This window comes from Amycolatopsis sp. NPDC104863, from assembly GCF_055582965.1.
The window spans coordinates 337516-357395 of the sequence record NZ_JBVJOW010000002.1 but is presented as its reverse complement, the minus strand read 5'-3'; the positions used below and the strand labels follow the sequence as shown (position 1 = coordinate 357395).

Here is a 19880-nt window from a genome sequence, read left to right as displayed (position 1 = left end):
TTCCTGCTTTCAGACGCCGATCGGGTGCCAGACGGTCTTCGCCTCCAGGTACCGCCGCAGCCGCGACAGGTCGGGCGCCGACGTCCAGTCCGGCTCCGCCTCCGGGACCGTCAGCACCCGCTTCACCGTGTTCGCCGCTTCGCGCGCCAGCTCCGGGCGGTCCGCCGGGGCGGCTCCCGTCGGGTCCAGCGCGTTGACGTCTCCGTGCGAGGCCAGCCAGGAGCCCAGCTCCGCCGCCCGGCCCGTCAGGATGTTCGCCACGCCGCCCGGGACGTCCGACGTCGCGAGGACCTCCGACAGGGTGATCGCCGGCAGCGGGCGCTCCGCGCTCGAGACCACCACCGCCGTCGAGCCGGTGGCCAGGACCGGGGCCAGAACCTCGACCAGGCCCAGCAGCGACGACTGCTGCGGCGCCAGGATTCCCACCACACCCGTCGGCTCCGGGACCGTGAACGAGAAGTACGGGCCCGCCACCGGGTTCGCGGCGCCGAGGACCGTCGCGATCTTGTCCGTCCAGCCCGCGTACCAGACCCAGCGGTCGATCGCCGCGTCCACCAGGGACTCGGCCTTCTTCGGGGCCAGACCCTCCGAAGTGGACACTTCGGCGACGAACTGGTCGCGGCGGCCTTCCAGCACCTCGGCCACCCGGTACAGGACCTGGCCGCGGTTGTACGCCGTCGCCGCCGACCAGCCCGGGAACGCCTTGCGGGCCGCCACCACAGCGTCGCGGACGTCCTTGCGGGACGCGTGCGCCGCGTTCGCCAGGAACTTGCCCTTCGGGTCCGTCACCGGGTAGACCCGGCCGGACTCCGAACGCGGGAACTTGCCGCCGACGTACAGCTTGTACGTCTTCGCGACGGAGATGCGATCAGACATCGAGGTAAGCCTCCAGCCCGGTGCGGCCGCCTTCGCGCCCGAAGCCGGATTCCTGGTAGCCGCCGAAGGGGGCGGTGGGGTCGAAGCGGTTGAACGTGTTGGCCCAGACCACGCCGGCGCGCAGCTGGTTCGCCATCCACAGGATGCGCGAGCCCTTCTCGGTCCAGATCCCGGCCGAAAGCCCGTACGGCGTGTTGTTGGCCTTCGCGACGGCCTCGTCCGGCGTGCGGAACGTCAGCACCGACAGCACCGGCCCGAAGATCTCCTCGCGCGCGATCCGCATCGACTGGTGGACGTTCGCGAACACCGTCGGGGCGAAGAAGAACCCGCGGTCGGGCACCGGGCACGGGCTGGTCCAGCGCTGCGCGCCCTCGGCGTCGCCCGCCTCGACGAGCCCGCGGATCTTCGCCAGCTGCTCGGCCGAGTTGATCGCGCCGACGTCGGTGTTCTTGTCGAGCGGGTCGCCGAGCCGCAGCGTCGAGACGCGGTAGCGGAGCTTCTCCAGCACCTCTTCGGCGACGGACTCCTGCACCAGCAGCCGCGAGCCCGCGCAGCAGACGTGGCCCTGGTTGAAGAAGATGCCGTTGACGATGCCCTCGATGGCCTGGTCGAGCGGCGCGTCCTCGAACACGACGTTCGCGGCCTTGCCGCCCAGCTCCAGCGTCAGCTTCTTCGGCGTGCCCGCGACCTGGCGCTGGATCGCCTTGCCGACCTCGGTCGAGCCGGTGAAGGCGATCTTGTTGATGTCGCCGTGCTCGACGATGGCCGCGCCGATGTCGCCCGCGCCGGGCAGGATGTTCACCACGCCCGGCGGCAGCTCGGCCTGCTGGCAGATCTCCGCGAACACCAGCGCGGTCAACGGCGTCGTCTCGGCCGGCTTGAGGACCACGGTGTTGCCGGTGGCCAGCGCGGGGGCGATCTTCCAGGCCAGCATCAGCAGCGGGAAGTTCCACGGGATGATCTGGCCCGCGACACCCAGCGGCTTCGGGTCGGGTCCGTAGCCCGCATAGTCCAGCTTGTCGGCCCAGCCCGCGTGGTAGAAGAAGTGCGCGGCGGCCGTCGGGATGTCGGAGTCGCGCGACTCCTTGATCGGCTTGCCGTTGTCGAGGCTCTCCAGCACCGCCAGCTCGCGCGAGCGTTCCTGGATCAGCCGCGCGATGCGGAAGAGGTACTTCGCGCGCTCGCTGCCCGGCATCTTCGACCAGACAGTGTTGTAGGCCTTGCGCGCGGCCTTCACCGCGGTGTCCACATCGGACTTCGACGCGGTGCCGACCTCGGCCAGGACCTCTTCGGTGGCCGGGTTGATCGTCTTGAGCGGCTCACCCGAGCCGTCGACGAACTCGCCGTTGACGAACGGCTTGTAGTGGTCCTTGAGGTTCGCGATGGCGCGCGACTCGGGCGCCGGTGCGTACTCGAAAACAGGCATCAGTCCACCGTCACGTAGTCGGGGCCGCTGTAGTGGCCGTCCACCTGGGTGCGGCGCTGCAGCAGCAGGTCGTTGAGCAGGCTGGACGCGCCGAAGCGGAACAGGTCCGGGGTCAGCCAGTGCTCGCCGGCGACCTCGTGCACGGCGACCAGGTACTTGATCGCGTCCTTCGTGGTCCGGATGCCGCCCGCGGGTTTGACGCCGCGCAGCTCGCCGGTCGTCACGTGCCAGTCGTGGACCGCCTGCAGCATGATGTGCGTGACCGGCAGCGTCGCGGCGGGGGAGACCTTGCCGGTGGACGTCTTGATGAAGTCCCCGCCGGCCAGCAGCGCCAGCCACGACGCGCGCCGCACGTTGTCGTAGGTCGCCAGCTCACCGGTCTCGAGGATGACCTTCAGGTGGGCGTCGCCGCAGGCCTGTTTGATCGCCTGGATCTCTTCGAAGACGTCCATGTAGCGGCCCTCGAGGAAGGCGCCGCGGTCGATCACCATGTCGACTTCGTGCGCGCCCGCGTCGACGGCGATCTTGGTGTCGGCCAGCTTGATCTCGCGGCTCGTGCGCCCGGCGGGGAAGCCGGTGGCGACGCTCGCGACGTGCACACCGCTGCCCTTGAGCGCTTCGACGGCGGTGGCGACCATGTCCGGGTACACGCAGACGGCGGCGACGCGCGGGGTGTCCTGGCGTTCGGGATCGGGGCGGACGGCCTTCGCGGCGAGCGCCCGGACCTTGCCGTGGGTGTCGGCGCCCTCCAGCGTGGTCAGGTCGACCATGGAGATGGCGGTGTCGATGGCCCACCGCTTGGCGTCCTTCTTGATGCTGCGCGTGCCGAGGCCCGCCGCGCGCTGCTCGACGCCGACCTGGTCGACACCGGGCAGCCCGAGCAGGAAGCGGCGCAGGCTCGCTTCGTCGCGAGTCGCGTCCGCCAGTGGTGCCGGGGTGGCCGGCGCCGCTGACGTGCTGGTCGTGGCTGTCATGGGCCTGAGTCTAGGCGGCGGGTCCGACAGCGCGCGGGGTCCGGCGGGAGGTCACCCGGTGTGACGTTCTCGGCGGCGTGTGTCACGCGGGGGCGATTGCGACGGCGCGAACGGACCGTTCGTGACGTCGAGAGGGAGCGAACGGACCGTTCGTGCTCTCGGCGGGACGCGAGTGGCCCGTTCGTGCTGCGGGCGGCGCGCCACGAACGGACCGTTCGCGCCGTACGGGCGAGGCGCGAGTGGACCGTTCGCGCGGGCAGGGAACCCCGGTCAGGCCCCTTCGATCTGCGGCGGCTCCGACCGCTTCGCCGGCTTCCGGTACACGACCACGCCGCCCCAGAAACCGAGCCCGTTGATCTTCACCGTCGGCGCGGTCGGCGGGGCCGGAGGCGCTCCCGACTTGTCCTCCAGCACGAAGCCGCCCATGAAGCCGATGCCCGTCACGTCGACGTTGATGTCGTCGGGCACCGTGATCTGGATGCCGCCCATGATGGCGACCGCCGTGATCGTGCAGTGCTTGTCCGCGAAGCGGGCCTGGCGCAGGTCGATCTCCGCGCCGCCCCAGAAGGCGAAGCTGTTGTGCTGCGGGGGCAGGACCCAGCTGCCCTTGCGGATCGCGCCGGACAGGACGCCGATCGACACCGGGGAGCCCGGGTGGCCGCCGATCCGCTGGTCCGGGAAGCCCAGCGCGCGGGTGGTCGCCGGCTCGACCGCCGCCGACGACGTCGGCAGGTCGGCCGTCACCGGCTTGAGCTCGCCGATCGTTTTCGCCTCGTAAACCGTGGTCAGCCGCTCTTCCAGCTCGTTCACGGTGATCCGCCCTTCGGAGAGGGCGTTGTGCAGCACCTGGGCGACGCGCTCACGGTCGGCGTCGGAGGCCCGCATCTGGTCGGGCGTCAGTTCGCTCACCCGGGGCAGCCTAGCGGCGAAAACCACGCACTGTGTCCATCTTCGGCGAGGACACTGAGCCAATGGTCGAATTCCCTGACGGCGTCCAGGTCCGCGGGCGGGGGCTGAGCCGCCCGCGGCCGGCCGGACCCGAGCCCGACTTCGGGCTTTACCTGGGCACCAGCCGCTTGCGGCGCAAGCACGGCGGCGGCATCACCTGGCCACACGAATGGGTCACCTGGCCGGACTTCCTGCTGCCCGTCGACCCCGCCGACGCCCGCGAAAAGATCAAGGCGCTCCACGAGCGGGCGAAGGTCGAAACCGTCGAAGTCGCCTGCTACGGCGGCGCGGGCCGCACCGGCACGGTCATGGCCTGCCTGGCGATCCTTTCCGGCGTCCCCGCGGACCGGGCCGTCGCCTGGGTGCGTGAGCACTACAACGAACGCGCCGTCGAAACGCCCTGGCAGCGCGGCTGGGTGAAAAGGTTCGCGGACCGGCTAAGTTGACCCGCATGGATGTGCACGTCGTCGACCACCCCCTCGCGAAGGCCCGGCTCTCCACGATGCGCGACGCGCGCACCGACAGCGCCGCGTTCCGGGCCGCGCTGCACGAGCTGACCGTCATGCTGGTCTACGAAGCCACGCGCGACGTGCCGGTGAAGACCGAGCGGATCCACACGCCGGTCGCGCGCACCGAGGGGTACAAGCTGGCCAGCCCGCCGCTGCTGGTCCCGGTGCTGCGGGCCGGGCTGGGCATGGCCGACCAGGCGCACAAGCTGATCCCGGACGCGCAGATGGGCTTCGTCGGCCTCGCGCGCGACGAGGAGACGCTCAAGCCGACGCCGTACCTGGAGTCACTGCCGGAGTCGCTGGCCGACCGGCCGGTCATGGTGCTCGACCCGATGCTCGCCACCGGCGGCTCGATGGAGTACACGATCCGGCTGCTCACCGACCGCGGCGCCGCCGACGTCACGGCCATCTGCGCGCTGGCCGCGCCGGAAGGCCTGGCCCACCTGGAGAAGACCGGCCTGCCGGTCCGGGTCGTCACGGCCAGCATCGACGAGCGCCTCAACGACTCGGGCTTCATCGTCCCCGGCCTCGGCGACGCGGGTGACCGCCAGTACGGCGCTGTCTAGGGCGTTGCCGGTCCTGAGGTGGCGGTGGATCGCGGTGACCGCCGCCGTCACCGGCGCGCTGCTCTGGCTGTTCCTGGCCTGGTCCGGACAGCCCGACGCGCCGGTGCGGATCGACGCGGTGAAGACGGCCTTCGGGGTCGGCGCGGGCGCCGGTGGAGTGTTCGCGCTGTGGCTGGCCACGCGCCGGCAGCGCACGCTGGAGCTGCAGCTCGCCGAGACGACGCGAGTCGCGGGCATCACCGAGCGGGACCTCGAGGAGCGGCGTGTCACCGAGCTGTACACCAAAGCCGTGGAGCAGCTCGGTAGTGACAAGGCGCCAGTCCGGTTCGGTGGGCTGTACGCGCTGGAGCGGCTCGGGCGGGACAACCCGAAGCAGCGCCAGACGATCGTCAACGTGCTGTGTGCCTACCTCCGGATGCCGTTCGAGGGACCGGCCGCGGGACTCCGGGGTACCGCGGCCCCGGAAAAAGTCGACTACGACGAAAGTGAGCTCCAGGTCCGCCTGGCCGCCCAGGAGCTGCTCAAGACGCACCTGAGTCACGACGAACCAGGCTTCTGGCCGGGCATGTCGGTCGACCTGCAGCGGGCCACGCTCGTCCACTTCCGGCTGAGCGGCTGCACACTCGAGGTCGCGGACTTCAGCCGCGCCCGGTTCGTCGGCAAGGTGCACATCCGCGGCACGACTTTCGTGCGCCAGGCGGGGTTCTTCGGCGCGGTGTTCACCGCACCCGCGAACTTCGACCGGACGGTCTTCGCCGAAGGCGCGTTCTTCTCCTTCGCGCGCTTCGGCGGCGATGTCCGCTTTACCCGGACCAGGTCAGGTGGCCGGTTCCTCTTCTCCCATACGGTGTTCGATGGCGAAGCGTTCTTCGACGGCGGTGAGCACGCGGACATCGACCTGTCGGAAGCGCGGTTCGAGTCCGGCTAGACCTTCAGCCAGCCGGAGGCGTTCGCGCGCAACGCCGTCTCGTACGAGCCGGTGATGTCGAACCCCTCCGGCAGGTTCCCCGTCAGCTCCAGCGACACGAGCCCGTGCACGAACGCCCAGCAGGCGACCGCGATCGTCTCCGGGGGGATGTCCACGAACACGCCCTCGGCCACCGCCCGGCGGATGATCTCCTCGAGGGGCTTCAGGGTGTTCCTGGCCAGCTTCTCGGCGTCTTCGTTCGGCTCGAAGCCCGGCACGGACCGGGTGAACATGATCCCGTAGAGGTTCGGGTCGGCGAGGGCGCTCGCGCGGTAGGCGCTGCCGAGCGTCACGAGGTCGTCCACCGCGTTGCCGGTCAGCGGGGTGCCGGCCATCCGGGCGCCGAAGCGGCGGAAGCCCTCCGTGTAGAGCGCGTTCACCAGATCGGGTTTGCTGCCGAACAGGGAGTAGACGGCGGTGGTCGACGTCCCGGCGTCGGCGGCCAGCTTGCGCAGGGAAAGTGCCTTGGGGCCGTCCTCGGCGATGAGCTCACCGGCGCGGTCGAGCAGCTTCAGCCGGAGCGCTTCGTCGTGTGTCCGTGGTCGAGCCATCTACGCAGCGTAGCGCAACGCTGTTATGAATGACCACAGCCGATGGTTGACCTGGAGTGCACTCCAGGTCGTAGTGTCGAGGTCATGAGCTACTCGATAGCGGAAGCCGCTCGACGTAGCGGGCTGTCCATCGACACCCTCCGGTACTACGAGCGCATCAAACTGCTCGACCCGCCCGCCCGCGACACCGCCGGTCGCCGGGCCTATTCGGACGAGGACCTCGGCTGGCTGGCCTTCCTGACCAAGCTGCGGACCACCGGGATGCCCATCAAGAGCATGCGCGAGTACGCGTCGCTGCGCCGTCACGGCGTCGCCAGCGCGGGCCGCCGCAAGGCGCTCCTGGTGGAGCAGCGGCGGTCGGTCGCCGAGCGGATCGCCGAGCTGCAGGGCTGCCTCGACGTCCTCGACTACAAGATCGACAACTACGCCCAGATCGAGCGCAAGGCGTTCGGTGTGGAACCCGACATGGAGGGAATCTCCGCGTGAAGACCAGGAAGCTCGGCGGGCTGGAAGTCGGCGCCCAGGGGCTGGGCTGCATGGGGATGAGCCAGGCCTACGGCGTCTTCGACGACGAAGCCGAGTCGGTCGCGACGGTCCACCGGGCCCTCGACCTCGGCGTCACCCTGCTGGACACGGCGAACGTCTACGGACAGGGCGCCAACGAAGAGCTGGTCGGCCGCGCGATCGCCGGCCGCCGTGACGAGGTTGTGCTCGCGACGAAGTTCGGCATCGTCTGGACCGACGGTTCGATGGGCGCCCGCGGGGACGCCGAGTACGTCAAGCAGTCCTGCGACGAGTCGCTGCGGCGGCTCGGGGTCGACCACATCGACCTCTACTACCAGCACCGCGTCGACCCGGACACGCCGATCGAGGAGACCTGGGGCGCGCTGAAGTCCCTGGTGGAGGCCGGGAAGATCCGGTACGCGGGCATCTCGGAGGCGAGCGCCGCGACGATCCGGGCCGCGCACGCCGTGCACCCGGTGACGGCGCTGCAGAGCGAGTGGTCGCTGTGGACCCGCGGCCTCGAAGGCGAAATCCTCGACACGTGCCGTGAGCTCGGCATCGGCGTGGTGCCGTTCTCGCCGCTCGGCCGCGGTTTCCTCACCGGCGCGGTGACGTCGATGAAGGACCTGCCCGAGGGCGACATGCGGCGCGGCCTGCCGCGCTTCGCCGACGGCAACTTCGAGCGCAACATGGCGATCGTCGACGCGCTGTGCAAGCTCGCCGAGGAGAAGGGCGTCACCGCCGGGCAGCTCGCGCTGGCCTGGGTGCAGTCCCACGGCGAGGACGTCGTCCCGATCCCGGGGACGAAGCGCCGCAAGTACCTCGAGGAGAACGTGGCGGCGGCTTCGCTGGAGCTGACGGCTTCGGACATCGCGGCCATCGAGGCGGCCGCGCCCGCCGAGGCGATCGCGGGGGAGCGTTACCCCGAACGCCTCGCCCGCGCGGCCGGCCGGTGAACACTGGCGAAATGCCGGAACAGTGCACTTTCTGAGGTGCTTCTGAAGCTTTTCTGAGATCTCCGGGGCAGGCTCGGCGCCGATCATGCGGTCGGTGCCGAGCTCCAGGAGGTCGTCGTGGCAGAGGAAGTGCTCGATTACGTGGTCGTCGGCGCGGGGCCGGCGGGGCTGCAGCTGGGGCAGGCCCTCGGCCACGCCGGACACCGGTACCTGGTGCTGGAGGCCGGTTCGGCGCCGGGCACGTTCTTCGCGACCTTCCCTCGGCACCGCACGCTCATCTCCATCAATAAGAAGCACACCGGCTGGACCGACCCGGAGCTGAACCTCCGGATGGACTGGAACTCGATCCTCGCCGAGGGGGACGACGACCCGGTCCTCTTCACGAACTACAGTGAGCTGCTCTTCCCGGACGCCGAGGACTTCCTCCGTTACCTCGCCGACTACGCGGCGAAGCATCAGGTCCAGGTGCGCTACGACACCCGGGTGACACGCATCCGCCGGGATCTGGAAAGCGCTCTCTTCGTGGTCACCGCGGGTGACGCCGAGGTCCGCGCGCACCGCCTGGTCATGGCGACCGGCGTCACGAAGCCGTTCGTCCCGCAGTTCCCCGGGGTCGAGCTGATCGACCAGTACACGGACGTCGACGTCGACCCGGACAGCTTCACCGACCAGCGGGTCCTGGTGCTGGGCAAGGGGAACTCCGCCTTCGAGACCGCGGACAACCTGATCGAGAAGGCGGCGGTCGTGCACGTCGGCGGCCCGCGGCCGGTGAAGCTCGCCTGGCGCACCCACTTCGTCGGCCACCTGCGCGCGTACAACGCCGGCATCCTCGACATGTACCAGCTCAAGCTGCAGCACGCGATCCTCGACGGGGACGTGCGCGAGGTCCGCAAGGACGCCGACGGCTACCACGTCAAGTTCTCCTTCGCCCGCACCGACGAGGTCGTCAAGGAGATCCGCTACGACCGCGTGATCGGCTGCACCGGCTTCCGGTTCGACGCGTCGCTGTTCGACGAGGACTGCCGTCCGGAGCTGGTCATCGACGACCGCTTCCCGGCGCAGACGCCGGACTGGGAGTCGACGAACGTGCCCGGCCTCTACTTCGCCGGCACGATCACGCAGGTCCGCGGCTTCAAGAAGGCCACCAACCCGTTCATCCACGGCTTCCGCTACGGCGTCCGCGCGCTGTCCCGGATCCTGAACGAGCGCCACCACGAAACGCCGTGGCCGAGCACCGAGCTGCCCGCCAAACCGGACGCGCTGACCGACGCCGTGATCACCCGGATCAACCGGACTTCCGCGCTGTACCAGCAGTTCGGCTTCCTCGGGGACGTCCTCACGATCGACGGTGACACCGCGCGTTACCTCGAAGAGGTGCCGGTCGACCGCGTGCTGGCGAACCCGCCGGACGACGCCTACGTCGTCACCCTCGACTACGGGCCCGACCACGACAAGATCGACCCGTTCGACTTCGTCGCGCGCGCCGCGCAGGACAAGGCCAACGACCACGGCGAGGGCCACTACCTGCACCCGATCGTCCGGCACTACCGCCGCGGTGAGCTCGTGGCCACGCACCACGTCACCGAGAACCTCGAGAACGAATGGGACAAGGAGGTCCACGTCGGACCGCTGACCGCGTTCTTCACGCGGGAGCTGTGATGCGCACGGTCGCGGAGTTCGAGGCGGCGGCCCGGCAGCGCCTCGACCCGGTGCACTACGACTACTTCGCCGGCGGCGCGCAGGACGAGATCACCGTGGCGGAGAACGAATCGGCGTTCAAGAAGCTGCGGCTGCTCCCGCGGGTCCTGCGCGGCAGTGACAAGCGGGACCTGAGCGTCGAGCTGCTCGGGACGTCGTCCTCGATGCCGATCCTCGTCGCGCCCACCGCGTTCCACCGGCTCGCGCACGCCGACGGCGAGCTCGCCACCGCCCGCGCGGCGGCGCGTGCGGGCACGATCATGATCGTCAGCATGGCCGCCACCACGGCGATCGAGGACGTCGCCGCGGCGGCCCGCGAGGTGACGCCGGACCCGGGCCTGTGGTTCCAGCTCTACCTGCAGCCGGACCTGGAGTTCACCGAGGCGATCGTGCGGCGGGCCGAAAACGCCGGTGTCAAGGCGTTCGTCGTCACCGTGGACTCGCCGGTGCTCGGCCGCCGCGAGCGCGACGACCGCAACAGCTTCCACGACCTGCCGTCGGGGCTGGTCGTGGAGAACCTCCGCAACATCGGCGTGAACCGCAGCGGCGGCAACGCGAGCCACGTCCGCGACATCGTCATGTCGGCCGCGCTGAACTGGGAGCACATCGCTTGGCTGCGCTCGAAGACCAAGCTGCCGGTGCTGATCAAGGGTGTGCTGCACCCCGAGGACGCGCGGCTCGCGGTGCACCACGGTGTCGCCGGGATCGTCGTGTCCAACCACGGCGGCCGCCAGCTCGACACCGTGCCGGCCACGATCGACGTCCTCCCCGAGATCGCCGCCGCGGTCGGCGGGGCGGTGCCGGTGCTGCTCGACGGCGGGATCCGCCGCGGCACCGACGTCGTCAAGGCCCTCGCCCTCGGCGCGGACGCGGTCGGGGTCGGCCGTCCGGTCGTGTGGGGCCTGGCCGCGGGCGGCCGTGAAGGGGTCACGCAGGTCCTGGAGCTGCTGCGCGACGACTTCGACCAGGCGCTGGCCATGTGCGGCGGGCGGCACCCCGCGGATCTCACCCCGGACCAGGTGCGGCGATGATCGGGAAAGCGCTCGCCGCCGCGGCGGTCGCCACCGCGCCGGCGTGGCTGCCCGGCCGGGTCGTCGCGCTGCGGGTGAAGATCTTCTCGCTGGTCAACGGCGAGGACACGGTGACGATCCCGGGCGAGCGGATCGGCGCGGCGGACTTCCGGCGCGTCTACGCCGACCCGGCGGCGAACGGCCGCAGCAAGGGCGCCGCGCTGTCGGACCTGTTCTGGTACTGGCTCGCGCCCGGCCCCGAGGTGCACCAGGAGCACCTCGAAGCCGGGCCGCGCTACGACGAGGTCGCCAAGTGCACCCGGCACATCCTGGTCAAGTCCAAAAAGGACTCCGAGGAGCTGACCCGGCGCGTCGCGGCGCACGTGCTGGACACCACGCGGCCCGGGCTGGTCCGGCTGCGCGACGAGATGATGCCGATCTGGGCCGAGCTCTACTACGAGCTGGTCTTCGACGAGCCGTGCCCGCCGGAGGCACGCGACCTCATCGTGGCGAACGCCGACGACGTCGTCTCGGCGCTGAAGTGCGTGCGGCCGCGGAACATGCGCCGCCGCGCGAGGCTGACGAAGTACTTGCGAAGGCGTCTGGACGACGTCCCGCACCCGCTGCCGGTGTCGCTGACCCGCGAGGAGCAGGCGTACTACCTGCAGGGCACGTTCTTCAACACCGCCGTCGTCCAGATGTCCGAGGCGATGGCGCACCTGCTGATGATCGTCGCGCAGGACGACGAGGTGCAGCGACGCCTGGCCGGGCACCCGGACGACGACGCCTACCTGGACCAGGTGATCATGGACGGCCTGCGCACGTTCCCGCTGTTCGGGATCGCGCACCGGATCTCCACCGCCGACATCGACCTGGCGGACCTGACGATCCCGGCGGGCACCGTGTTGTGCTTCAGCTACCCGGAGTTCGCCGCGCAGTCCGGAAAGGACGCCTTCATCCCGTTCGGCGTCGCGCAGAACCGCGCGTGCCCGGCGCGCGGGCTGGCCCCGCTGACCATGCGCGTGGTGGCGCGTGAGGTGCTGCGCCGGTTCAGCCTCGCCTCGACGGCCGGCCACACCCGCTCGATCCCCAACCGCGGCCCGGCGCTGCTGACCCCGCGTGGCGCCCGCCGCCGTCGCGCGCCGCTGGTCTGGCTCGCGGTGCGCGACCGCTGGGAGGACGTCTGGCGCAGCCTCGCCCAGCTCGTCTTCGGCACGTACATGGTGCTCGACGCCCGGAAGAAAGCCCTCTGTTCGACCTACTTCGCCGGAGGAAACCGATGAGCCCGTCCGAAGCCGCGCCGACGTTCTTCATCGCCGTCGTGGCGATCCTGCTGGTGTGCCGGCTCGTCTGCGCGCTCGCGGTCAAGCTCGGCCAGCCACCGGTGGTCGGCGAAATGGTCGCCGGGGTGCTGCTCGGGCCGTCGCTGTTCGGGCTGCTGCTGCCGGACCTGCAGGCGGCGCTGTTCCCCGACGCCATCAAGTCGCTGCTCTACGTCGGCGGCCAGATCGGCCTGGTCATCTACATGTTCGGGGCCGGCTACGAGTTCAACCTGACCAGCGTCAAGGAGTCGCGGAAGTCGGTCGCGGCGATCTCCTCGGCCGGGACGCTGGTGCCGCTGGTGCTCGGGATCGGCGTCGCGGTGCTCGGCACGTCCTGGGTCGGCATCGGCAAGGAGGGTGTCTCGCCGGTGACCTCCGCCGCGTTCGTCGGGGTGGCGGTCGCGATCACGGCGTTCCCGATGATGGTCCGGATCATCACCGAACGCGGCATCGCGTCGACGAGGTTCGGCTCGCTGGCCCTGGCCTGCGGCGCGCTCGACGACGTGCTGGCGTGGCTGCTGCTGGCGGTCGTGCTGGGCATGCACGCCGGCTCGGCCGGGCCGATCGCGCTGGCCCTCGGCGGTGGGGTCCTGTTCGCGCTGCTGGTGTTCATCGTCGGGCGGCGGCTGCTGAACCGGATGATGGGCAGCGACCGGGTGAGCGTCGACCAGCGGGTGCTCGTCACCGCGATGATCCTGTTCGCGGCGGCCTGGTTCACCGACACCATCGGGCTGTACGCGGTGTTCGGCGCGTTCTGCGTCGGCGTGGCGTTCCCTCGCGGGGAAGCCTCCGACGCGGTGCTCGCGAAGATCATGCCGATCGGGCGGATCGTGTTCGTCCCGCTGTTCTTCACCTATTCCGGCCTGAACACCCGGTTCGCGCTCCTCGCCGATCCCAAGCTGCTCGCCTTCGCGCTCGTGACGGTGGCCGTCTCGATCGTCGGCAAGCTGGGCGCGTCCTGGGGCGCGGCCCGGCTGGCGGGGGAGCCGCCGGCGATCGCGTCGCGTGTCGGTGTGCTCGTCAACGCCCGCGGGCTGATGCAGCTGATCGCGCTCAACGTCGGGCTCGCGGCGGGGATCGTTTCGCCCGCTTTGTTCACCGTGCTGGTGCTCGTCGCGCTGGTGACCACCGTCATGACCGCGCCGGTGCTCAGCTGGCTGGACCGGCGGGACGCCCGCCGGGGGAGCAGCGAGGTGCTCCTGACGGCCGAGCCGGTTCCGGTCACCGGGAAAAGTTGAGGGTTCAATCCCAGAAATTCACTGCCAGTATGGACTCGTGCACGATGTGGCTGCAAAAACGAGGGTGCTGCTCGTCGAAGACGACCGGGACCTCGCGGGCATGCTCGCCGAGCTGCTCGCGGAGGAAGGCTACGAAACCGACGCCGCCCACGACGGCCAGCGGGGGCTGCACCTCGGCCTCACCGGGCACTACGCCGTGATGATCATCGACCGCCGTCTCCCGGTGCTGGACGGGCTCGAGCTGCTTGCCCGGCTCCGGGCGCGCGCGGTGACCACCCGGGTCCTGATGCTGTCGGCGCTCGGGGAGCTCGCCGACCGCGTCGAGGGGCTCGACGCGGGGGCCGACGACTACCTCGTCAAGCCGTTCGAGGCCGAGGAGCTGCTGGCCCGGCTGCGCGCGCTGGGCCGCCGTGACCTCGAGGGCGCGGAGTGCCTGCCGCTCGGCGCGGCGGCCCTCGACCTGCAGCGGCACGAGGTCGTGCTGCCCCGGGGGGAGCGGATCACGTTGTCCGGGCGCGAGTTCGAGCTGCTGCGGGCGCTGGCGCAGCGGCCGAAGGCGATCCACCCGCGGGCGGCGCTGCGCACGCGGGTCTTCGCCGACTCGACCGGTGAGTCCATTGTGGACACCTATGTCTACTACCTGCGGCGCAAGCTCGGCCGGGACGTCGTCCGGACCGTGCACGGGCTCGGTTACCAGATCGGCGCGGTGTGAGACCCCGCGGCGACCCGGAGGAGCGCGCGCTGCGGCGGGCGCGGTGGGCGATCACCGCGCAGATCGCCGTGGTCGTTTCGCTGCTGGTGGCGGTGGCGGGCGGGATCGCGTACGGGATGCTGCTGTCCGGTCAGCACGCCGACGCCGACCGGACGCTGGCCCGGACGATCGAACTGGGCCCGGCCACCACCCCGCCCGGCTGCGTCTGGCTGTTCACGCCGGCGCTGCACGCGCCCGCGGGCCGGCCGCCGGCGGGGATGCCGATCCCCGCGTTGACCGCTTTGACGCCTTCGCCCGGCGACGTCCACACGGAACGGCGGCAGATCGGCGAGATGACGTACACGATCCGCGTGGAGAACCGCGGCGGTGTCGTCTCGGAGGCGTTCTTCGAGGAGCTGTACCAGATCCAGGACCGCTCGTCGCTGCTGTTCGGGCTCGGCGTCGCGGAGCTGCTCGCGCTGGTCGCGGCGGTGCTGTGCGGACGCGTGCTGGCCTGCCGGGCGATCCGGCCGCTGGCCGACGCGCTGCGGCGGCAGCGGACGTTCGTCGCGGACGCGTCCCACGAGCTGCGCGCGCCCCTGACCCGGCTGCACACCCGCGCCCAGCTGCTGGCCCGGCGCGCGTCCGGACGCGACGCGGACGACCTCGACCAGCTGGTGCGCGGCACGCGGGAGCTCGGCGAAGTCGTCGAGGACCTGCTGTTGTCGGCGCGGGCGTGCGACCGGCCGGAGTTCGTGCCGGTCGAGCTGGGGGTGCTGGCGGAGGAAGCGGTCGCGGCGGAGGCGGTCCGCGCGGGGGAGGGCCGGGTCCGGCTGGCGGTGACCCGGGAGCGGCGCCCGTACGTCGTCCAGGGGGTGCCGACGGCGTTGCGGCGGGTGCTCTCGGCGTTGCTGGACAACGCGCTCGGCCACACCCCGCCGGGCGGCTCGATCGAGGTCTGGCTGGGCGTCCCGGACGAGCAGCACGTGGAGCTGCGGATCCGCGACACCGGAGTGGGCTTCCCGGCAGCCGACGCGGAACGGATCTTCGAGCGCTTCGCCCGAGGTTCCGACGGCGACGGCCGCCGCTTCGGCCTCGGCCTGGCCTTGGTTCGCGAGGTGGTGACGGGCCACGGCGGCACGATCGCGGCCGCGGGCCGTCCCGGCGACGGAGCCACGTTCACCCTCCGGCTCCTGCGCGCCGATCTCGCGTGATCAGCCCCGTAACTCGCGTGACTGGACCCGGAACTCGCGTGACTGGACCCGGAACTCGTGAGTTCCGGCTTTGATCACGCGAGTTACGGGCTTGATCACGTGAGTTCCGGGTCTGGTCACGCGCGGTATCTCGCGGAACCCAGGAGGAAACGGATTCCGCGGGCCCGGGCCGGGTCGAGGTGGTCGCACGCGGCCTCGATCTCGGCCCGCAGCCGGGCCGGCGGTTTGGTGTAGACGCCGGCCATGTGCTGGTGGCAGGCGTGCAGGTCCTGCTCGGCGTCGGCGCCCAGGTCGGCGTCGGCCAGCAGGGTGAGGTCCGTGTGCAGGCGCAGCCAGGTGTCGCGGTCGCGCAGCAACGCCGCGGCGGCCCGGCGGGTGTGGACCGGCCGTCCCGGCGCCAGCAGGTCCCGCAGCGCCGGCTCCCCGACCAGCGCGGGCTTGCCGCGCAGGAACTCCACGACCTGCCGGGTCACCGCGGGGGACGGATCGGTCAGCAACGGCGCGACCGCCGCCGACTCCGGAGCGATCCGGCGCAGGCCGCGCACGGCCACCCGCCGGATCCGCGGGCGGTCGTCGGTGAGCAGGCCCGCCAGCAGCCCGGCGTCGGCGGCGGTGCCCGTCTCGCCGAGCCCGGCGAGCATGCCGAACGACACCGGCATGGCGCGGTAGCGCGCGGCCGGGTCGCCGCCGGCCTTGAGCACCAGGGCCTGCGCCATCGAACGGACCGCCGACGTCCGGTCGGCCAGGTACGTCGCCGCGTCGCCGGCCATGGTGAGCGCCCGCATCCGGACCTTCGGCGGCCCGCCCGCCAGCAGCTCCTCAACGCATTCGCCGCGGTCGAGCAGCGCGTTGCCGCACACCGCGCGGACGACGAAGTCCCGGTCCCGCAGGGAAATGTCCAGCAGCCGCTCGCGCGAAAGAAGCCCGATCGCTTCGTGGTGCGCCCAGCGACGGCTCTCCCGGTCCTCCAAAGCCAGCGCGGCATCGAGCGAGCCGGCCAAGACCTGGCGGAAGAGCGTCACCGCCCAGTCGTCGACCTGACGCCGGCCCAGTACGGCGATCAGCGGAAGCATCAACCGCGTGGCCGCCGAATCCAGTTTGGCCAGCGCGGCCGCGCGGGCCGCCTCCCGGACCGGCCGGACCCAGTCGACGCAGCGGACCAGCAGGAGGGGGAGTGCCTCGGGGTCCGTGCTGTGGGCGAGCCGCTCGACGGCGGCTTGGCGCAGGTGGCCGTTGCCGTGGCAGGCGGCCTCGGCCAGCACCTCCCGCGGCGGCCGGCGCCCCAGCTCACGCACCCCGGGCAGGCCGGTGGGCCGCCACCAGCGCCGCACGGCGAGGTCGTAGGCCACCCACTCGCGCACGTCCCCCGCAACGAGGGCACGCAGGCTCGCGGCGGTCAGTGGTTCTTCGTACATCGGCATCCCCCTCGGCGCTCAGGATGCCTGTGCGCCGAGGGGGCGTCGAACCGATTTCAGGCCAGCAGGGCCTGGACCGCCGCCGGGGCCTCCGCGACCGCGACCGGGTTCTGCTCCCGCGTCGCGAGGCTGCGCACCGTCACGTTCCCGGCCGCCCAGTCCTCCTGGCCGACGATCACCACCGCGGCCGCGCCCGCCTTGTCCGCGCGGGTGAGCTCCTTGCCCAGCTTGCGGTGCTCGATCGGGGTCGACGTCCGGAGCCCCGCGGCGCGCAGGGCCGCCGCCACCGAGCGGGCCGCGTCCGAGAGGTCCTCGGTCACCGGGATCACCATGACGTCGACCTCGCTGCGCGGCGCCGGCGTGAGGCCGTGCGTCTCGAGGAAGTCGATCAGCGTGACGTCGCCCATGCCGAACCCGATGCCCGGGATCTGCTGCGGGGTGAACATCGACGCGAGGTCGCTGTAGCGGCCGCCGCCGAAGAGGGCCCGGCGGTTCTCCGGTGAGGTGTCGAAGACCTCGAACACGGTCGACGTGTAGTACGCCAGCCCGCGCACGATGATCGGCTCGTACTTCACCAGCGAACCCGCGCTGCTGTTCAGCACCTTCACCAGGTTCGACTGCTCCCGCACCTCGGCCGGCAGCTCGTCGAGCAGCGCCTCGCCCATGTCGAGCGTCTCGGCCAGCTTCACGAACTGCTTGTCCGACAGCCCGATCTCGGCCGCGCCCTCGGCCAGCTTCTCGCGGGGGTACTTCTCCCAGCGGTCGACCAGCGCGAACACCTGGGAGAGGTGGTCCTCCGACACCCCGGCGACGTCGGTGAGCGCCGACGTCAGCAGGTTCCGGTCGTTGACACGCAGCACGAACATGTCCGGCGTCGCGCCGAGCGCGGCCATCATGTCGTGCACCAGCTCGAAGATCTCGATCTCGCAGTTGGCGCTGTCCGAGCCGAAGATGTCCGCGTTGATCTGCCAGTGCTCACGCACCCGGCCGCGCTGCGGCGCCTCGTACCGGTGGCAGTTCGGGTGGCTGTACCAGCGCACCGGGAACGACAGCGACTTCGCGCTCCCGGCGATCATCCGCGCCACCGACGGGGTCATCTCCGGGCGCAGCGCCAGCCGCCGCCCGCCCTTGTCGGTGAGCGTGTACAGCTGCTTGTCCGCCAGCTCCTGGCCGGACTTGCGCTCGTAGATCTCGGCGGACTCGAGGATCGGGCCGTCGTAGCGCAGGAAGCCACGGCGCTCGAGGACGTCGTAGAGATGACCGAACACCTGCGTCCGGACGGACATTTCGGCGGGCAGGAAGTCCCGGGTCCCCTTGTAGGGCGCGGTCGGCAGGTATTCAGGCACGTCACCCAGCTTAACGACCGGCGCTCAGGCGAAGGCGACCCCGTACGCCGTGAGCAGCGTGGCGGCGGCCAGGAGCACCGCGCCGGCGGACGTCACGCGGCCGCCGAGCCTGCCCTTGTTCGGGATCAGGTGCACGAAGAACCCGCCGGACTGGGCGAGCACCCCGAACAGCAGCAGGAAGCAGGTGATCCACAACGTCGTGTCGGACAGCGTGGTGCGGCTGAGGATCTGCAGCGCGACCAGGGCGAGGATCAGCAGGACGCCGGCGTGCGCGTGGCCGGCGCGGAACATCGCGCGCTGGTGTTCGGTGAGCTTGGCTTCGCGCATGATGCCCATCAGCGCGTAACCGCCGTACATCACGGTCGGCAGCGAGACCAGGGCGATCACCGTGAACAGCTGGGTGGGTCCGTGCATCGGGGGACTCCTTCTCCGGGGTGGGCAGGCCTACAGTAACACTGTTTTAAAACGGTGTCACCAAACCAGGCATTCCCCGATCGTGGAATCAGGTGGAGCGGCCCTGGGCCAGCACCAGCAACGGGTTGCGAAGCGCGGAGAGCGACGCCAGCGGGTCACCCTCGACGACCAGGACGTCCGCCGCGAGCCCGGCTTCCAGCCGTCCGGTCACGGCGCCGAGGCCGAGCCCGGCCGCGCTGTCCTCGGTCGCGATCTCCAGGATCCGCCGCCGCGGGAAGCCGAGCCATTCGTACAGCTCCAGGGCGCCGACCGGATCGTCGAACACCGACCCCGGCAGCCCGGCGTCCGTGCCCGCGAGCAGCCGGACGCCGTGCTCCTCCAGCCACGGCAGCCGCCCGTACATCGCCTCCGCGGCGGAGTCGCCCAGCTTCTCGACGATCATCCGCCAGTTGCGACTGCTCGTCGAGCACGCCGAAATCCCGTCGGCCGCCATCCGCTTGGCCACGTCGGCACGGCGGTCGAACGTCCGCGGCCCGGTCAGGAAGCTGCAGTGCTCGACCGTCGAGACGCCCGCCTCGACCGCGGCCGAGATCGCGTCCGCGCCGTGGGCGTGCGCCGCCACCGGCAGTCCGTGCGACGCCGCGTGCTCGACGATGAGGGCCAGCTGCCGGGTGTCGAACTGCGACTCCCACATGTCCGCGCCGCCCTCGGTGATCTGGCCGCCGCTGGCCATCACCTTGATCACGTCCGCGCCGGCCGCCGCGTTCTCGTCGATCCGCGCGCGGATGTCGTTGTCGGACGCGGTTTCGCCGCCGAAGAAGTGGCAGTGCCCGCCCGGCACGGTGATCGGCGGGCCCGACACGAGCAGCCGCGGCGCGGCCGAGCCCGCGAACGACCGGCGCACGGCCGCGCCGAGGTGGTCGCGGTCGCCGAGGTCGCGCACCGTCGTGACCCCGCTGGCCAGCATCGACGACAGCCGCGTGCGCGCGCCTTCGAGTGGATCGGAGGCATCCTCGAAGTGCGCCAGCATCTCGCGGGAGGCGTCAAAAGCCAGGTGCGCGTGGACGTTGAACAGTCCGGCCAGCGCGGTCCCGGTGGGGAAGTCGTGCCGGACGGCGTCGGGCGCCGCCTGCGCGAGCACGTCCGCGCGCGGGCCCACCGCGGCGAGCAGGCCGTCGCGCACCAGCACGCCGCCGTCTTCGATCGGGGTCGACGGCCGCGGCAGCACCCGGCCCGCGGTGATCACGACGTCCAC

The 19880-nt window shown here is 71.2% G+C and carries 20 protein-coding genes; 11 read left to right on the top strand and 9 right to left on the bottom strand.

Features of this window, described 5'->3' with window-relative positions:
* Positions 1-9: 9 nt before the first annotated feature.
* The 4 genes from ACZ63J_RS11020 to ACZ63J_RS11005 form a co-directional block, all read right to left on the bottom strand.
* A complete protein-coding gene (locus tag ACZ63J_RS11020) occupies positions 10-876 on the bottom strand; it encodes an aldehyde dehydrogenase family protein (protein WP_465404194.1) in 867 nt (288 codons plus the stop codon).
* The gene (locus ACZ63J_RS11015) at positions 869-2302 is read right to left on the bottom strand and encodes an aldehyde dehydrogenase family protein (RefSeq protein WP_465404192.1); all 1434 of its coding nucleotides are present in this window, start codon (positions 2300-2302) and stop codon (positions 869-871) included. The genes ACZ63J_RS11020 and ACZ63J_RS11015 overlap by 8 nt, the downstream gene beginning before the upstream one ends.
* Entirely contained in the window at positions 2302-3276 is a 975-nt protein-coding gene (gene deoC / locus ACZ63J_RS11010; protein WP_465404190.1) for a deoxyribose-phosphate aldolase, read from the bottom strand. Before deoC ends, ACZ63J_RS11015 begins: the two co-directional genes overlap by 1 nt.
* A 270-nt stretch (positions 3277-3546) precedes the next feature.
* Positions 3547-4161, bottom strand: a complete 615-nt coding sequence (locus ACZ63J_RS11005; RefSeq protein WP_465404256.1) for a DUF1707 SHOCT-like domain-containing protein — start codon at positions 4159-4161, stop codon at positions 3547-3549.
* An 86-nt stretch (positions 4162-4247) separates the two neighbouring features.
* On the opposite strand from ACZ63J_RS11005, the gene ACZ63J_RS11000 reads away from it, so the two are divergent.
* Genes ACZ63J_RS11000 through ACZ63J_RS10990 form a run of 3 tightly spaced genes read left to right on the top strand, consistent with a single transcriptional unit; the run spans position 4248 to position 6227 of the window.
* A complete protein-coding gene (locus ACZ63J_RS11000; protein ID WP_465404188.1) occupies positions 4248-4670 on the top strand; it encodes a protein-tyrosine phosphatase family protein in 423 nt (140 codons plus the stop codon).
* Positions 4671-4675: 5 nt separating this feature from the next.
* Entirely contained in the window at positions 4676-5299 is a 624-nt protein-coding gene (gene upp, locus ACZ63J_RS10995; RefSeq protein WP_465309015.1) for a uracil phosphoribosyltransferase, read from the top strand.
* A gap of 34 nt (positions 5300-5333) precedes the next feature.
* Positions 5334-6227: a pentapeptide repeat-containing protein gene (locus ACZ63J_RS10990; RefSeq protein ID WP_465404187.1), complete on the top strand. Its 894-nt coding sequence runs from the start codon at positions 5334-5336 to the stop codon at positions 6225-6227.
* On the opposite strand, the gene ACZ63J_RS10985 is transcribed toward ACZ63J_RS10990, so the two are convergent.
* On the bottom strand, positions 6224-6817 hold the full coding sequence (locus ACZ63J_RS10985) for a TetR/AcrR family transcriptional regulator (RefSeq protein ID WP_465309019.1): 594 nt from the start codon (positions 6815-6817) through the stop codon (positions 6224-6226). The two genes, ACZ63J_RS10990 and ACZ63J_RS10985, sit on opposite strands and share 4 nt — an antisense overlap.
* An 84-nt stretch (positions 6818-6901) precedes the next feature.
* Here ACZ63J_RS10985 and ACZ63J_RS10980 point away from each other — a divergent pair, with 84 nt between their 5' ends.
* The 8 genes from ACZ63J_RS10980 (at position 6902) to ACZ63J_RS10945 (ending at position 15450) form a co-directional block, all read left to right on the top strand.
* A complete protein-coding gene (locus ACZ63J_RS10980) occupies positions 6902-7303 on the top strand; it encodes a MerR family transcriptional regulator (protein ID WP_465309021.1) in 402 nt (133 codons plus the stop codon).
* A 50-nt stretch (positions 7304-7353) separates the two neighbouring features.
* Entirely contained in the window at positions 7354-8277 is a 924-nt protein-coding gene (locus tag ACZ63J_RS10975) for an aldo/keto reductase (RefSeq protein ID WP_465404254.1), read from the top strand.
* 117 nt (positions 8278-8394) lie between these two features.
* The gene (locus ACZ63J_RS10970) at positions 8395-9936 is read left to right on the top strand and encodes an NAD(P)-binding domain-containing protein (protein WP_465404185.1); all 1542 of its coding nucleotides are present in this window, start codon (positions 8395-8397) and stop codon (positions 9934-9936) included.
* A complete protein-coding gene (locus tag ACZ63J_RS10965) occupies positions 9936-11006 on the top strand; it encodes an alpha-hydroxy acid oxidase (RefSeq protein ID WP_465404183.1) in 1071 nt (356 codons plus the stop codon). The genes ACZ63J_RS10970 and ACZ63J_RS10965 overlap by 1 nt, the downstream gene beginning before the upstream one ends.
* Positions 11003-12268 carry a cytochrome P450 family protein gene (locus ACZ63J_RS10960; RefSeq protein WP_465404182.1) on the top strand — a complete coding sequence of 422 codons (1266 nt, stop codon included), beginning with the start codon at positions 11003-11005 and terminating at the stop codon, positions 12266-12268. Before ACZ63J_RS10965 ends, ACZ63J_RS10960 begins: the two co-directional genes overlap by 4 nt.
* Positions 12265-13545 (top strand): cation:proton antiporter, encoded by a 1281-nt coding sequence (locus tag ACZ63J_RS10955; protein WP_465404180.1) that lies wholly within the window; start codon positions 12265-12267, stop codon positions 13543-13545. The genes ACZ63J_RS10960 and ACZ63J_RS10955 overlap by 4 nt, the downstream gene beginning before the upstream one ends.
* 64 nt (positions 13546-13609) lie before the next feature.
* On the top strand, positions 13610-14257 hold the full coding sequence (locus ACZ63J_RS10950) for a response regulator transcription factor (protein WP_465404252.1): 648 nt from the start codon (positions 13610-13612) through the stop codon (positions 14255-14257).
* Entirely contained in the window at positions 14254-15450 is a 1197-nt protein-coding gene (locus ACZ63J_RS10945; protein WP_465404178.1) for a sensor histidine kinase, read from the top strand. The genes ACZ63J_RS10950 and ACZ63J_RS10945 overlap by 4 nt, the downstream gene beginning before the upstream one ends.
* Before the next feature lie 116 nt (positions 15451-15566).
* Here the strand turns inward: ACZ63J_RS10945 and ACZ63J_RS10940 are convergent, their stop codons facing one another.
* The 4 genes from ACZ63J_RS10940 to ACZ63J_RS10925 form a co-directional block, all read right to left on the bottom strand.
* The gene (locus ACZ63J_RS10940; protein ID WP_465404177.1) at positions 15567-16865 is read right to left on the bottom strand and encodes a HEAT repeat domain-containing protein; all 1299 of its coding nucleotides are present in this window, start codon (positions 16863-16865) and stop codon (positions 15567-15569) included.
* A 56-nt stretch (positions 16866-16921) separates the two neighbouring features.
* On the bottom strand, positions 16922-18211 hold the full coding sequence (gene hisS, locus ACZ63J_RS10935; protein WP_465404175.1) for a histidine--tRNA ligase: 1290 nt from the start codon (positions 18209-18211) through the stop codon (positions 16922-16924).
* A gap of 24 nt (positions 18212-18235) precedes the next feature.
* A complete protein-coding gene (locus tag ACZ63J_RS10930) occupies positions 18236-18625 on the bottom strand; it encodes a hypothetical protein (RefSeq protein ID WP_465404174.1) in 390 nt (129 codons plus the stop codon).
* An 88-nt stretch (positions 18626-18713) separates the two neighbouring features.
* Positions 18714-19880, bottom strand: a complete 1167-nt coding sequence (locus ACZ63J_RS10925; RefSeq protein ID WP_465404172.1) for an amidohydrolase family protein — start codon at positions 19878-19880, stop codon at positions 18714-18716.

Excerpts from the sequence above, each read along its gene's own strand:
- ACZ63J_RS10980 (WP_465309021.1), top strand. The coding sequence starts at position 6,902 with ATGAGCTACTCGATAGCGGAAGCCGCTCGACGTAGCGGGCTGTCCATC.
- ACZ63J_RS10955 (WP_465404180.1), top strand. The coding sequence starts at position 12,265 with ATGAGCCCGTCCGAAGCCGCGCCGACGTTCTTCATCGCCGTCGTGGCG.
- ACZ63J_RS10940 (WP_465404177.1), bottom strand. The coding sequence starts at position 16,865 with ATGTACGAAGAACCACTGACCGCCGCGAGCCTGCGTGCCCTCGTTGCG.
- deoC (WP_465404190.1), bottom strand. The coding sequence starts at position 3,276 with ATGACAGCCACGACCAGCACGTCAGCGGCGCCGGCCACCCCGGCACCA.
- ACZ63J_RS11015 (WP_465404192.1), bottom strand. The coding sequence starts at position 2,302 with ATGCCTGTTTTCGAGTACGCACCGGCGCCCGAGTCGCGCGCCATCGCG.
- ACZ63J_RS10975 (WP_465404254.1), top strand. The coding sequence starts at position 7,354 with ATGGGGATGAGCCAGGCCTACGGCGTCTTCGACGACGAAGCCGAGTCG.
- ACZ63J_RS10965 (WP_465404183.1), top strand. The coding sequence starts at position 9,936 with ATGCGCACGGTCGCGGAGTTCGAGGCGGCGGCCCGGCAGCGCCTCGAC.
- ACZ63J_RS11020 (WP_465404194.1), bottom strand. The coding sequence starts at position 876 with ATGTCTGATCGCATCTCCGTCGCGAAGACGTACAAGCTGTACGTCGGC.
- upp (WP_465309015.1), top strand. The coding sequence starts at position 4,676 with ATGGATGTGCACGTCGTCGACCACCCCCTCGCGAAGGCCCGGCTCTCC.
- ACZ63J_RS10985 (WP_465309019.1), bottom strand. The coding sequence starts at position 6,817 with ATGGCTCGACCACGGACACACGACGAAGCGCTCCGGCTGAAGCTGCTC.
- ACZ63J_RS10960 (WP_465404182.1), top strand. The coding sequence starts at position 11,003 with ATGATCGGGAAAGCGCTCGCCGCCGCGGCGGTCGCCACCGCGCCGGCG.
- ACZ63J_RS11005 (WP_465404256.1), bottom strand. The coding sequence starts at position 4,161 with ATGCGGGCCTCCGACGCCGACCGTGAGCGCGTCGCCCAGGTGCTGCAC.
- ACZ63J_RS10930 (WP_465404174.1), bottom strand. The coding sequence starts at position 18,625 with ATGCACGGACCCACCCAGCTGTTCACGGTGATCGCCCTGGTCTCGCTG.
- ACZ63J_RS11000 (WP_465404188.1), top strand. The coding sequence starts at position 4,248 with ATGGTCGAATTCCCTGACGGCGTCCAGGTCCGCGGGCGGGGGCTGAGC.